Origin of the sequence: Haliea sp. E1-2-M8 (assembly GCF_030649675.1) — a bacterium.
In the GTDB taxonomy this organism is placed as follows: Bacteria; Pseudomonadota; Gammaproteobacteria; order Pseudomonadales; family Halieaceae; genus Haliea.
The window spans coordinates 67,497-81,491 of record NZ_JAUTDR010000008.1; the positions used below are offsets into that span (position 1 = coordinate 67,497).

The following is a 13,995-nucleotide window of genomic DNA, read 5'->3' on the forward strand; positions in this document are numbered from 1 at the left end:
CTATCCCCCTTCTGACAGGCAGCTAGCGCTGCCTTTTTGCGTTTCAGGGCCCGGCACTCGGGCCCCTGCACCAGGGAGATAGTGCCGGTGTCCGCATTGATGCAAACCTATGCCAGGCTGCCCGTGACGTTCAGTCACGGTGAGGGTGCCTACCTGTTCGATACGGACGGGCGCCGCTACCTCGACGCGCTCTGCGGCATCAGCGTCACCAACCTGGGTCATGCCCACCCGGCGGTAACCGCTGCGATCCGGGACCAGGCCGGCCGCCTGCTGCACACCTCCAATCTCTACCACATCGCCGCCCAGGAAGCGCTGGCAGATGCGCTCACCACGGTTTCCGACATGGAAACGGCGTTTTTCTGCAACTCCGGGGCCGAGGCCAATGAGGCTGCGATCAAGCTGGCGCGCCTCTATGGGCACCAGCGCGGAATCGACAAGCCCACCGTCATCGTGTTCGAGAACGCCTTTCACGGCCGCACCCTCGCCACCCTGAGCGCCACCGGCAACCGCAAGATCCAGGCCGGGTTCGAACCCCTGGTCAGCGGCTTCACCCGGGCACCGCTGAACGACCTCGAGGCCGTGCGCCACATTGCCGCCAATAACCCGGATGTGGTCGCGGTGCTGGTCGAGCCGATCCAGGGCGAGGGCGGGATCCGGGTGGCGGACCCGGAGTTCATGCAGGGCCTGCGCGCCCTTTGCGATCGGCAGCAGTGGCTGCTGATGCTGGATGAAGTACAGTGCGGCAATGGCCGGGCCGGCCACTATTTCGCCTGCCAGGGCATGGGAGTGGTGGCGGACGTGATCACCACCGCCAAGGGCCTGGGCAACGGCGTCCCCATCGGCGCCTGCCTGGCGCGCGGCCCCGCGGCAACGGTATTCACCGCCGGCAACCACGGCTCCACCTATGGCGGCAACCCGCTGGCCTGCGCCGCGGGCCTGGCGGTGGTCAACACGGTGGTCGGCGAGCAACTCGCTGCCCGCGCCACCGCTGCCGGAGCCCGCCTGCGCCAGCAATTGCAGGACGGCCTCGCTGGTTACCCGGGGCTGGTGGAAATCCGCGGCCGCGGCCTGATGCTCGGCGTCGAACTGCACCGCGACTGTGGCGAGCTGGTGGCGCAAGCACTGGCGGCGGGGTTGCTGATCAACGTCACCACCGGCAACACCATCCGCCTGCTGCCACCGCTGATCTGCAGCGACGCAGAACTCGATGAATTGGCCGCAGGCCTTGTTACGCTGATCCGGGACTTCGACTGAGGTCCCGGAGCACTCTCCCGCAGGAACTTTCCATGGCTTCACCCCGGCACTTTCTCACCCTTCTCGATTTCACTCCCGCCGAGCTGCAGGGGCTGATCGCCCGGGCCTCGGAAATGAAGCGCGACCACCGCGCGGGCGCAGACCAGCGCCGCTTTCACGGCAAGGTGCTGGGGATGATTTTCGCCAAGTCCTCCACCCGCACCCGGGTCTCCTTTGAAGCCGGCATGGCCCAGCTGGGCGGGCACGCCATGTTCCTCTCCCCCCAGGACACCCAGCTCGGCCGCGGCGAGCCGGTTGAGGACAGTGCCCGGGTCATCTCCTCCATGGTCGACATCGTGATGATCCGGACCTATGGCCACGACATTGTCGATCGCTTCGCCGAACATTCCTCGGTGCCGGTAATCAATGCCCTCACCGACGACTTCCACCCCTGCCAGCTGCTGGCGGACATGCAGACCTGGAGCGAGCACCGGGGCCCGATCGCGGGCAAAACCGCCTGCTGGGTCGGGGACGGCAATAATATGTGCCAGTCCTACATCAACGCCGCCCGCCAGTTCGACTTCCAGCTGCGCATTGCCTGCCCCCCGGGCTTCGAGCCGAGGCCGGAGCTGCTGGCCGCCAATCGCGACCGGGTTGAACTGACCCACGACCCGGTGGCGGCGGCGCGCGGGGCGGATCTGCTGGTCACCGATGTCTGGGCATCCATGGGCCAGGAGGCCGAACAGAAGACCCGTGCCCGCCAGTTTGCGCCCTATCAGGTAAACGAGGCGCTGCTGGAGCACGCGGCCAGTGATGCCCTCTACATGCACTGCCTCCCCGCCCATCGCGGCGAGGAGATCAGCGCCGGGTTGATGGACGCCGCCGACACGGTGATCTGGGACGAGGCGGAAAATCGGCTGCACGCCCAGAAAGCACTGCTGGAATTCCTGCTCATCGGCCGCTAATAACCACAGTCTCTAGCGCACCAGATTCTTAGAAGAAATTAATCGATCCCATCGGGCGCACCCCCTTTGCCCCGCCTCCCGGGGCCGACCCAACTCTGTTGCGGCCTCTGGGGTAAGTGGGCACGGACCTGCAATTCCACCAACAGCTTATCCACAACATAAACCCAGTCTTGCGGTCTTGCATTGCCCCTCAGGTCGCATTATCTTGTGTGCATTATCACTGTTCACCCCAATATATGGGGTTCCAACAACAATAAAGCCCTCAGCACCACCCTATTCGGAGTTGCCATGCAAACAGATATCACCCCCGCCGGCGGCGCTCAGGCCGGCCGTTCCACAACTGACGCACAACCGGTTACTGGCAGTATTGCCGCCACTGCTCCCGGCCAGCTGCGGGTCATCAAGCGCAACGGTACCGTGGTGTCCTTCGAGGAGAGCAAGATCTCGGTGGCGATCACCAAGGCCTTCCTCGCCGTCGAAGGGGGCACCGCCGCCGCATCGACCCGCATCCACGAGACCGTGGCCAAGCTGACTGACCAGGTCGCCAATACTTTCCGCCGGCGCATGCCCTCCGGGGGCACGGTGCATATAGAGGATATCCAGGACCAGGTCGAACTGGCCCTGATGCGCGCCGGCGAGCACAAGATCGCCCGCGACTACGTTATCTATCGCGAGGAGCAGGCGCGCAAACGCGCCGCCCGCAAGGCGCTGTCCCCGGCCGCCCAGGAGGCCGCCGGCAACATCAGCGTGGTGCAGATCGACGGCAGCCGCGCACCGCTGGATCTGGAGCGCCTGCACACCATCGTCACCGAGGCCTGCAGCAACCTGTCCGACGTCAGCAGCAGCCAGATCATCGACGAGGCCCTGCGCAACCTCTACGACGGCGTCACTGCCGCGGAGCTCTCCACCTCGCTGGTGATCACCGCCCGCACCATGATCGAGAAGGAACCCAACTACACCTACGTGGCCGCCCGCCTGCTGTGCGACAACCTGCGCGCCGAGGCACTCAACTTTCTCGGCGTGGCGGCATCGGCTACCCAGGCCGACATGGCGGAACTGTATGCCCGGGCCCTGCCCGCCTATGTCGAGCGCGGCATTGAGCTGGAACTGCTGGATCCGGCCCTGCGGCAATTCGACCTGGAGCGGCTGGGCCGCGCCCTGCTGCCGGAACGGGACCTGCAATTCACCTACCTGGGACTGCAGACCCTGTACGACCGCTATTTCATCCACAGCAATGACGTCCGCATCGAACTGCCGCAGGTGTTCTTCATGCGCGTCGCCATGGGGCTGGCCAATGCAGAAGCCGACCGCGATGCCCGCGCCATCGAGTTCTACGAGCTGCTGTCGTCCTTTGACTACATGAGCTCCACCCCCACCCTGTTCAATGCCGGCACCCTGCGCCCGCAGCTGTCGTCCTGCTACCTGACCACGGTCCCGGACGACCTGCACGGGATTTTCGGCGCCATCCAGGACAATGCCATGCTGTCCAAGTTCGCCGGCGGCCTCGGCAATGACTGGACTCCGGTGCGGGCCCTGGGCTCCTACATCAAGGGTACCAACGGCAAGAGCCAGGGCGTGGTCCCCTTCCTCAAGGTGGTGAACGATACCGCGGTGGCAGTCAACCAGGGCGGCAAGCGCAAGGGTGCGGTCTGCGCCTACCTGGAGACCTGGCACCTGGACATCGAGGAATTTGTCGAGCTGCGCAAGAATACCGGCGACGACCGCCGCCGCACCCACGACATGAACTCTGCCAACTGGATTCCCGACCTGTTCATGAAGCGGGTGTTCGACGACGGCGAGTGGACCCTGTTCTCCCCCAACGACGTGCCGGACCTGCATGATCTTTACGGCAAGCCCTTTGAGGAGCGCTATTCGTTTTATGAAGAGCAGGCCCGCAGTGGCAAGCTGAAGCTGCACAAGACCGTGCGCGCCCAGAACCTGTGGCGCAAGATGCTGGCCATGCTGTTCGAGACCGGGCACCCCTGGATGGCGTTCAAGGACCCCTGCAACCTGCGCTCACCGCAGCAGCATGCGGGCGTCGTGCACTCCTCCAACCTGTGCACCGAAATCACCCTGAACACCAGCAAGGATGAGGTTGCGGTCTGCAACCTGGGCTCCATCAACCTGCCCCAGCACATCGATGACAGCCGCCTCAACCTGGACAAGCTGCGCAAGACCGTGCGCACCGCGGTGCGGATGCTCGACAACGTGATCGACATCAACTACTACTCGGTGCCCCAGGCCGAGCGCTCGAACCTGCGCCACCGGCCGGTGGGCCTGGGCCTGATGGGCTTCCAGGACGCCCTCTACAAGCAGCATCTGGCCTACGGCTCCGACGCCGCGGTGGGCTTTGCCGACCGTTCCATGGAGGCGATCAGCTATTTCGCCATCGAGGCGTCCAGCGAGCTGGCGGCGGAGCGCGGCGCCTACTCCAGCTACGAGGGCTCGCTCTGGAGCCAGGGCGTTTTCCCGATCGACTCCCTGGACATCCTGGTGCGGCACCGCGGCGCCGACTATATCCAGGTGGACCGCAGCACCTCCCTGGACTGGGATGCCCTGCGGGCAGTGGTGAAGAGCCAGGGCATGCGCAACTCCAACGTGATGGCCATTGCGCCGACGGCGACCATCGCCAACATCACCGGCGTGTCGCAGTCCATCGAACCGACCTACCAGAACCTGTACGTCAAATCGAATCTGTCCGGCGAGTTCACCGTGGTCAACCCCTACCTGGTCGACGACCTCAAGGCGCGCGGCCTGTGGGATGGCGTCATGGTCAACGACCTCAAATACTACGACGGCAGCGTCCAGGCCATCGATCGCATCCCGCAGGACCTGAAAGCGATCTACGCCACCGCCTTCGAGGTGGAGCCACGCTGGCTGGTGGATGCGGCCAGCCGGCGCCAGAAGTGGATCGACCAGGCCCAGTCCCTGAACCTGTACATCAACAACGCCAGCGGCAAGAAACTCGATGTCACCTACCGCATGGCCTGGTACAGCGGCCTGAAGACCACCTATTACCTGCGCTCCCTGGCGGCTACCGGAACGGAGAAATCCACCATCAGCACCGGCAACCTGAACAAGGTCGCCTCCGGCGGAGGCGGACAGGCGGCGGGGCCAGCCCCGGTGCCCGCGGCCTGCTCCCTGGATGACCCTGATTGCGAGGCCTGCCAGTAGGCGGGCCGGGCACCTGGTTGAGATCACAGTTAAACAGAAGGACAGCACAGTATGTTGAGTTGGGACGACTACCACAGCGAAGAGGCTATCAGCACGGCGACCGCCAGGCAGGTACCGCCACCTCCGCCACCGCGGGAAGAGCCGGTAATGACTGCGGCGCCGCTGCCCACCGAGGCGACAACTTCAGCCGCGCCGGTCGCTGCCGATGCGGCGGACGCGGCAGCGGCGGAGAACATCGCGGCGGCGGCAAAAGCCCTGGAAAAACTGAACCTTGCCGCCGCCCTGGAAGAACTGGAGATGGGTGCGGCCCGGGTTTCGGTAGATGAGAAGGCGATGATCAACTGCCGCGCCGACCTCAACCAGCTGGTGCCTTTCAAGTATGACTGGGCCTGGCAGAAGTACATCGACGGCTGCGCCAACCACTGGATGCCGCAGGAAATCAACATGACGGCCGACGTCGCCACCTGGAAGAGCCCCGAGGGGCTGTCCGAGGACGAGCGCCGCATCGTCATGCGCAGCCTGGGTTACTTCTCCACCGCCGACTCCCTGGTCGCCAACAATCTGGTGCTGGCGATCTATCGCCTGATCACCAACCCGGAATGCCGCCAATACCTGCTGCGCCAGGCATTCGAGGAAGCCATCCACACCCACGCCTACCAGTACTGCATTGAGTCCCTGGGCATGGACGAGGGCGCGGTATTCAATATGTACCGGGAAGTGCCCTCGGTGGCCAAGAAGGCGGCCTGGAGCATCAGCCACACCCACGAAATCTCGGACCCCACCTTCAACACCGGCACGGTCGAGAACGACCAGACCCTGTTGCGCAACCTGATCGGCTTCTACGCCGTGACCGAAGGCATTTTCTTCTACTGCGGCTTTACCCAGATCCTTTCCATGGGCCGCCGCAACAAGATGACCGGCGTCGCCGAGCAGTTCCAGTACATCCTGCGCGATGAATCCATGCACCTGAACTTCGGCATCGACGTCATCAACCAGATCAAGCTGGAAAACCCCCACCTGTGGACCGCGCAGTTTCAGCAGGAAGTCATCCTGATGATCCTGGAAGGCACCCAACTGGAAATCGAGTACGCTCGCGACACCATGCCCCGCGGCGTGCTGGGGATGAACGCGGCGATGATGGAGGAGTACCTGCACTTCATCGCCAACCGTCGCCTTTCGCAGCTGGGCCTGCCGGAGCAGTTCCCGGGGGCGCAGAATCCATTCCCGTGGATGTCCGAGATCATGGACCTGCGCAAGGAGAAGAACTTCTTCGAGACCCGGGTGATCGAATACCAGACGGGCGGCGCACTGAATTGGGACTGACCCACCAACCGAGGATCTGATATGGAAAACCGCGACAACAATCCAAAGGACAGCGAAACGGTCCTGATGGCGCTGGACCAGATCAGCCAGACCATCGATGTCATGACCAGCGTGATTGGCCGCCTGCGCACCCATGTGCAGGAGCAGGCTGCCAGCCGGCAAAACGAACTGCAGGCGGAAATGCAGGCCGACCGGGTGCTGCACTGAGCTGCGGCACTGCGAGTTTCTCTCCGGGCGCGGTTGCCGCGCCCGTTCTCCTTCTACCCTGTTCCAATCTCACCATACTTCCTTAACGCAGCTCCGCCCGGCGCCGCAACAGGAACCTCTGCTCGTCTTCATCGCGGAAACAGGGCACCTCCGGCGGCGGACCAGCGCACGCCAGCACCTGGACTACCTCGCCCAGCACGACCTCTGTGATCAGGGGCAGGTCGAGATTGCCAATCTCCTCGAGGGGAATCCATTGCAGCTGCGACAGCTCATCCGAAGCGCGGGAAAAATCGTCCGGATCGCCGGCGACCGCAGACACATCCACCAGGAAAAAGCGTGCATCAAAGCGCCGCGGTGGACCCACCGGGGTGATCGCCCGGAACACATAGCGAAAGGCAGCCGCGCAGGGCAGGTGGCCGGTGGCACGAAAATCCTCCCAGTCCGCCGGCACCGGGCCGGCCCACTCCCCGGGTGTTCCCAGCACCAGGCCGGACTCCTCCCAGACCTCGCGTATGGCGGCCGCCTGCAGGGCGTGTACCCGTTCCGCCGCCGCCCCTTCCGCCAGCCGCGATGCGCACACATCCCCTACCCCTCCCGCCAGGGGCACCCGCGCATCAGCGGGGTCCACGGCGCCGCCGGGAAAGACGAATTTGCTGGGCATGAATACTGCCTTCGCCCCGCGCTGTCCCATCAACACCTGCGGGCGGGTAGTTCTGTCGCGAACCAGGATAACCGTGGCGGCATCGCGCACCGGTACGCCAACGGTCATGCTCCCTGCCGCTCCCGCCTACAGACTCCAGTCACCATTTTATGCTCCTCCCCGAGGTCCAACCCAGTATAAACGGTTGCGCCGGCAGGATCTGTGTCACCCCGTGCCGGCGGAAGCACAAGCCCGGGTTTTCGTCGGTTTTTCTTTAACCTGGCGGCAGTTATTGCCTATACTCTGCGCTCAACGCCATCAGACGAGGACGTACCATGTTGAAATCCCGATTGTTTGTCATGCTGCAGATCGTTGCATTGCTGGTCGCCAGCACGATGGGGACAGCACAGGCTGCTGTCATCGGCAATGCGGAGCACTTCGCCCAACAGGACCGCAGCCAACAGCTCGCACAGATTGATGCGGTACTGGCCAGGGACGCCGTCCAGCAACAGATGGTCGCCATGGGCGTCAGCCATGCGGATGCCATGGAGCGCATTGGCGCCCTGTCCAACGCCGAGTTGCAGCAGTTGGCGCAGAGCCTCGACACGCTGCCCGCCGGCGGCAGTGCCCTGGGTGTCCTCGGCGCCCTGTTCCTGGTTCTGTTGGTGCTGGAAATCCTCGGCGTGACCAACGTCTTCAGCGGGATTTGATGCATACGCCCAACACACCCTTCCCAGGGTCACCGCAGGGTAACTGACCAGGGGGTTGTCGTGGGTAGAAGCATCATGGCGCTGGCGCTGGTCACGCTGTTAGCCGCCTGCGCGTCTACCACTCCGCCACCACCCCGGCAAGCCGCGAGCGAGCTGGCAGCGGTGCCCTTCTTCCCCCAGACTGCCTACCAGTGCGGGCCAGCAGCCCTGGCCACGGTACTGGTGCACAGCGGGGTGGCCACCAGCCCCGAGACGCTCGCTCCCCAGGTCTACCTGCCGGATCGCCAGGGCAGCCTGCAACTGGAACTGCAGGCAGCAACCCGCCGGGCCGGGCGCATTCCCTATACTCTCGACACCAGCCCCGAGGCGCTGCTGGCAGAGCTTGCGGCCGGCAATCCGGTGCTGGTACTCCAGAACCTCGGGCTGCGCTCAATCCCCCGCTGGCACTATGCGGTCGTGGTAGGCTACGAGCCGACGCAACAGCGGGTCATTCTGCGCTCCGGGACCGAGCGGCGGCGGGAAGAACGCTGGTCCCGTTTCATGGCGAGTTGGGCGCGCGCGGGCTTCTGGGGGCTGGTCGTGCCGCCTCCCGGGGAGCTGCCGGCGAGCGCCAGCGCGGAAGGTATCGGGCCGGAGCTCGCCCGCCAGGAGGCGCAGCTGGAGCCGGCGCTTGCCCGGGCCGCCTGGGAACGTGCGCTGCTACGCTGGCCGGAGGACCCGGATATCCTCTTCGCCGCCGCCAATGCCCGCCGCATGGAGGCGGGCCCGGAGAGGGCGGCAACGCTGTACCAGCGCCTGCTGCGTCTGGCGCCTGCACATCAGGCCGCGCGCAACAACTTTGCCGACCTGCTGCTGCAGGCGGGCTGCCCGGCTGCCGCCGCCAGAATTATCGCACCCGCGCGTGCGGCTGCGCCCGGGCTTGCGCCGCCCGTCCGGGACGCCATAACAAGCACCGCGGCTGCGATTGCCAGCCAGCTGACGGACAATGCAATCGACCCGGCTCACTGCCGGGCTCTAAGCGAGGACCTGCCCAAGCCATGACTACCGTTCTGCGCACACCGGACCAGAATTTTGCCGGGCTCCCCGACTTTCCCTGGGAACCCCGCTACCTGCAGTTTGCCGACAGTCGGCTCGGCCCCCTGCGCATGCACTACCTCGATGAAGGGCCGCGCCAGGGGCCGGTGATACTGCTGCTGCACGGGGAGCCCAGTTGGTGCTTTCTCTATCGCCACATGATCCGCGACCTCACCGCGAGCGGCCTGCGCTGCGTAGCGCCGGACTTGATCGGGTTCGGGCGTTCGGACAAACCCGTGCAACGCAGCGACTACAGCTATGCCGGCCACGTCGCCCAGATGGTGGAGTTCGTCAGCACACTGGATTTGCGGGACATCATCCTGGTCTGCCAGGACTGGGGCGGCCCGATCGGGCTGTCGGTTCTGGCGCAGATGCCGGAGCGCTTCCAGGCGGTGGTGGCCGCAAATACCCTGCTGCCCAACTGTGAGGGGCCACCCGCCGGGGTTGAGCCCTGGCCGGGAGACATTGTCACCCAGTGGGTCGCTGCGACCCAGGCGGCCACGGATCTGCCCATTGCCGATGTGGTCGCGGGGGTTTGCGTGGCCCCACTGTCCGCGGCCGTGCGCGCCGCCTATGACGCGCCTTTCCCGACACCCGCCCACAAGGCAGCGGCGCTGGAGTTTCCCAATCTGATTCCGATCCGCGAGGAGATGCCCGGTGTCGCCGAGAACCGGCGCACCTGGCGCCTGCTGGAGCAGTGGCAGAAGCCCTTTGTCACCGCCTTCAGCGATAGCGACCCGGCAACGGCTGCCTGGGCGGATGTATTCCGCCAGCGCATACCCGGCGCCCGGGGCCAGAACCACCCCGTAATCCGCGGTGCCGGCCACTTCCTGCAGGAGGAGCAGGGCCCCGCACTTGCCGCGGTGGTGGCCGAAGTGGCAAGCTCCCTGGCCTGAATCACCCTTTCCAGCGCGGGCAGCCACGCCATGACCACTGACCAGGCACTGATCCTGACCATCCTGCTCGCTACCATGGGCATGTTTCTCTGGGGGAAGTGGCGCCACGACATGGTGGCGCTGGGCGCGCTGCTGGCCTGCGTGATCGCGGGCCTGATTGAACCCGGCATCGCATTCGGCGGCTTTGGCCATCCGGCGGTAATCACGGTGGCCTGTGTACTGGTGCTGAGCCGCGGCCTGCAGACCTCGGGCGCGGTGGATGCGCTGGCGCGCCACGCCCTGCCGCGAGAGGGCGGGCCAGTCCTGAGCCTGGCGGCGCTGACCGCCCTGGGTGCGGCGCTGTCGGGATTCATGAACAACGTCGGCGCGATGGCCCTGTTGATGCCCGTCGCCGTGCAGATGGCGAAACGGCACGAGCTGCCTCCGGGGCAGGTGCTGATGCCCCTCGCCTTCGGCACCATCCTCGGCGGCATGACCACCATGATCGGCACACCGCCCAATCTGATCGTGTCCGGGTTCCGCGCCGAGACCAATGGCAGCGGCTTCGGCATGTTCGATTTCACACCCGTTGGCTTCGCAGTCGCCACGGCCGGGGTTGTGTTCATAGTATTGATGGGACGGAAACTGGTACCTCAGCGCAAGCAGCAGGGGGCGGGGGATTTTGAAACCAGCGCCTATCTCACCGAAGCGCGGGTTGTAGAGGGGAGCAAGGCAGAAGGGATGACCCTGTGGGAGCTGGAGTCGGCACTGGATGAAGCAGGGGCGCAGGTCGTCGGGCTGGTGCGCAACGAAGTACGCCTGACGGCACCCAACTCGGCGCGGCGAATTCGCGCAGCGGACATCCTGGTCATTGAAGCGGAGGTCGACGCCCTCGGGGGTATCCTGTCGCAGTTGGGCTTGAAGCTGGAGGAATCAATTAAACCTGAAACCCCGGAGAACGGCGCTGACGAGGAAGCGGTGGCGGATCCGCGAACGCCGGCGAAGGAGTCTGACGCCGAGGACGAGGAATCCGGAGAGGGGGAGTCGGAGGCCGACCGGCCGGGCCGTGACGAAGTCGTACTGACCGAACTGGTGGTGCTGCCGGCTTCGAGCCTGGAGGGCCGTTCCGCCAGCGACATCCAGCTGCGCAGCCGCTACGGCCTGAACCTGTTGGCCGTGTCCCGCGAAGGGTCCCGCTCCCACACCCGCCTGCGCACCATGTCCATACGCCCCGGGGATCTACTGCTGATGCAGGGCTCGGCTGCGGGGACGGGGGAATTTGCCGGTGACCACGGCTGCGTACCGCTGGCACAGCGGGACCTGCGCATACCCAACAAACGCAAAGCCGTGCTGGCGAGCGTGGTGATGGCGCTGGCCATCGGCGGCGCCGCCTTCGGCCTGCTGCCCGCCTCAGTGTCATTTGCCCTCGGTGTTCTTGCCTCGATGGCACTGCGTACGGTGCCACCGCGCAATGTCTACACCGCTATCGACTGGCCGGTGATTGTCCTGCTGGCCGCGCTGATCCCGGTGGCAGGGGCCATGGCGTCGACCGGGACCGCGGACCTTATCGCGCGCTTTCTGCTGACCACGGTAGCCCGGGGCAACGCGGTCGCGGCACTGGCACTCGTCCTGGTGGTCACCATGTTCCTCTCCGACTTGATGAACAACGCGGCCACCGCCGCGGTCATGTGCCCGATTGCGCTGGGCACAGCCGGCGCCCTGGGAGCCAACCCGGACAGCTTTTTGATGGCGGTGGCGATCGGTGCCTCCTGCGCATTTCTTACTCCCATCGGTCACCAGAACAACACCCTGATCCTGGGGCCCGGGGGGTTTCACTTCGGCGACTACTGGCGCCTGGGCTTGCCGCTGGAAGTGCTGGTAACAGCGATCAGCATCCCCCTGCTGCTGCTGGTGTGGCCACTCTGATGCAGGGCCCAGTCACCCGGTCTCGACCAGCATTGAATCACCAGCATCATGACACTCTTTGCGCGCGCTAAAGCTGTTCTGGCTGCCGGCGACTGCTTCAGTCTTCGTACCGTGGAGCGCTCATTTCAGGCGCGATCCGCCGCCGCTTCCCGAGCCAGCGGATTATCGCAAGCTGTATCCCGATACCGAGCAACAGCAGCACTGCCGGACGATCGATCACGGCGCTTCCGACGTACAGTAAGGTACTGATGCCTGCAGGCAGCAAGGCATAGGGAATCTGCGTCCTGACGTGCGCGATATGATCCGCGCCGCCAAAAATGGAGGACATCACGGTAGTGTCCGAAATCGGCGAGCAATGGTCACCGAAAACGGCGCCGGAAAACGTCGCGCCGATGACAATCTGCACAACCGTCATGTCATTTGCGCTCTCCGTCAATCCCATCGCAATGGGCAAGGCAATCGGCGTCAGAATCGCCATCGCTCCCCAGGACGAGCCCGTCGTGAACGAGATCACCGCCGCCGTCAGGAAGACGACGAGTGGCAGCATGGCGGACGTCATCCAGGGCGCTGTGAGCGTACGCACATAGTCGGCCGTTCCCAGCGCATCACACGCAGCCGCGATGCTCCAGGCAAGAATCATGATGACCAGGGCGGGAAGCATCGTTCGAAAGCCCGCAAGGATGGCGTGCTCACAGTCCCCCAGATTCATGCCGCGCGTCACGGCGAGCAAAAGTCCGGTAAAAGTCATCGCCACAGCCCCGGCCAGAAGAGCGACACTGATGTCTGCCTCGGCGAGTATGGCGCCCGGCGAGATTCCCGCTTCCGGCCCTGCAGATTGCCAGGCACCCCAGGCCGTGCCAGCGAGGAGTGCCACAATCGGCAGGATAAAATGATGAAGTCCGGCATCCGCCGGCTCATGCACCTCTCCCAGGTCGTCCTCGACATCCGACAACGGAACGTCTCCAGGAGCAACGGGTTGATCGAGCGCGTGCGAACGCTGTTCCGCATCCCGCATCGGGCCGAAGTCCTCTCCGAAAAAGATGATTGTGGGCACTGCCACCAGCGTCAACACGCAATAGAAATTCCATGGAATCGACTGCAGGAAAACGACGTAAGGCGAGGCACCGATCCAGTGTGAGGCGGCGAAGACGGCGGCAATGAGTCCGACCTGGTAACCGATCCAGTCGGAAACGGGACCGATTGTGGCGACGGGCGCTGCGGTGGAATCGAGAATATAGGACATCTTCTCGGTCGACACGCGATACTTGCGTGCGAGGCTGCGGGTGGCATTACCCACGATGACCGTATTGATGTAGTCATTGAAGAAGACGAGGAGGCCAAGAATGTAGGCAAGGAATTGCACCTGCCTGGCAGTCGCAATGCGCCTTGACAGCGACGCGGCAAGCGCGGCAGAGCCTCCGATACGGTGCATCAGCGCGGCCCCGGAACCCAACAGGGAAATCAGGATCAGAAAACGCGCATTCCATTCGTCGGTGACTACTGCGGTGATCCATTCAAAGGCCTGTTCGAGCCCGGCCATGGGATGCCATTGGGATATGACGAGGCCGCCAACCCACACCGCTACGAACAGCGCAATGACAGTCCGTTTCAGGGTGAGCGCGACGACCACGGCAACAAGCGCCGGAAGTAACGATTCAATCCCTGCCATTCGAGCTCCCGTGCACTGCCCTGCCTCTACTGAGCGGCAGCCCGGACGGGCCACAGTCGGAGACTATAGCAAAGGCCCCCGTAGTGGAATGGAGGCCTGTTCAAATGCGTGCTGTCGTACCATGGGGCCATTGAGCGCCACTGGGGGCGGCGGTGGTTAGCGGTTCACGCCGGCCGCCGACACCGGTATAATCAAAGCC

The 13,995-nt window shown here is 64.7% G+C and carries 11 protein-coding genes; 9 read left to right on the forward strand and 2 right to left on the reverse strand.

Annotated elements, in window-relative coordinates; genetic code table 11:
• Window positions 1-87 precede the first annotated feature (87 nt).
• The 5 genes from Q6D67_RS08430 to Q6D67_RS08450 all read left to right on the forward strand — a co-directional run bounded on the left by Q6D67_RS08430 (window position 88) and on the right by Q6D67_RS08450 (window position 6,902).
• A complete protein-coding gene (locus Q6D67_RS08430; RefSeq protein ID WP_304705158.1) occupies window positions 88-1,254 on the forward strand; it encodes an aspartate aminotransferase family protein in 1,167 nt (388 codons plus the stop codon).
• A gap of 32 nt (window positions 1,255-1,286) precedes the next feature.
• Window positions 1,287-2,198 (forward strand): ornithine carbamoyltransferase, encoded by a 912-nt coding sequence (gene argF / locus Q6D67_RS08435; protein WP_304705159.1) that lies wholly within the window; start codon window positions 1,287-1,289, stop codon window positions 2,196-2,198.
• Window positions 2,199-2,486: 288 nt separating this feature from the next.
• Window positions 2,487-5,372: a ribonucleoside-diphosphate reductase subunit alpha gene (locus tag Q6D67_RS08440; protein ID WP_304705160.1), complete on the forward strand. Its 2,886-nt coding sequence runs from the start codon at window positions 2,487-2,489 to the stop codon at window positions 5,370-5,372.
• A gap of 51 nt (window positions 5,373-5,423) precedes the next feature.
• Window positions 5,424-6,695, forward strand: a complete 1,272-nt coding sequence (locus Q6D67_RS08445; protein ID WP_304705161.1) for a ribonucleotide-diphosphate reductase subunit beta — start codon at window positions 5,424-5,426, stop codon at window positions 6,693-6,695.
• Between the two features lie 21 nt (window positions 6,696-6,716).
• Window positions 6,717-6,902, forward strand: a complete 186-nt coding sequence (locus Q6D67_RS08450) for a hypothetical protein (protein WP_304705162.1) — start codon at window positions 6,717-6,719, stop codon at window positions 6,900-6,902.
• 82 nt (window positions 6,903-6,984) lie between these two features.
• On the opposite strand, the gene Q6D67_RS08455 is transcribed toward Q6D67_RS08450, so the two are convergent.
• Window positions 6,985-7,671 carry an NUDIX hydrolase gene (locus tag Q6D67_RS08455; RefSeq protein WP_304705163.1) on the reverse strand — a complete coding sequence of 229 codons (687 nt, stop codon included), beginning with the start codon at window positions 7,669-7,671 and terminating at the stop codon, window positions 6,985-6,987.
• A 206-nt stretch (window positions 7,672-7,877) separates the two neighbouring features.
• On the opposite strand from Q6D67_RS08455, the gene Q6D67_RS08460 reads away from it, so the two are divergent.
• Genes Q6D67_RS08460 through Q6D67_RS08475 form a run of 4 tightly spaced genes read left to right on the forward strand, consistent with a single transcriptional unit; the run spans window position 7,878 to window position 12,127 of the window.
• Window positions 7,878-8,252, forward strand: a complete 375-nt coding sequence (locus Q6D67_RS08460; protein ID WP_304705164.1) for a PA2779 family protein — start codon at window positions 7,878-7,880, stop codon at window positions 8,250-8,252.
• A gap of 60 nt (window positions 8,253-8,312) precedes the next feature.
• Window positions 8,313-9,293 carry a PA2778 family cysteine peptidase gene (locus Q6D67_RS08465; RefSeq protein ID WP_304705165.1) on the forward strand — a complete coding sequence of 327 codons (981 nt, stop codon included), beginning with the start codon at window positions 8,313-8,315 and terminating at the stop codon, window positions 9,291-9,293.
• Complete coding sequence (locus tag Q6D67_RS08470; RefSeq protein WP_304705166.1) at window positions 9,290-10,222, forward strand: haloalkane dehalogenase; 933 nt, start codon at window positions 9,290-9,292, stop codon at window positions 10,220-10,222. Before Q6D67_RS08465 ends, Q6D67_RS08470 begins: the two co-directional genes overlap by 4 nt.
• A gap of 30 nt (window positions 10,223-10,252) precedes the next feature.
• Entirely contained in the window at window positions 10,253-12,127 is a 1,875-nt protein-coding gene (locus Q6D67_RS08475) for an SLC13 family permease (RefSeq protein WP_304705167.1), read from the forward strand.
• Window positions 12,128-12,224: 97 nt separating this feature from the next.
• Here the strand turns inward: Q6D67_RS08475 and Q6D67_RS08480 are convergent, their stop codons facing one another.
• Complete coding sequence (locus Q6D67_RS08480; protein WP_304705168.1) at window positions 12,225-13,796, reverse strand: Na+/H+ antiporter NhaC family protein; 1,572 nt, start codon at window positions 13,794-13,796, stop codon at window positions 12,225-12,227.
• Window positions 13,797-13,995: the final 199 nt, after the last annotated feature.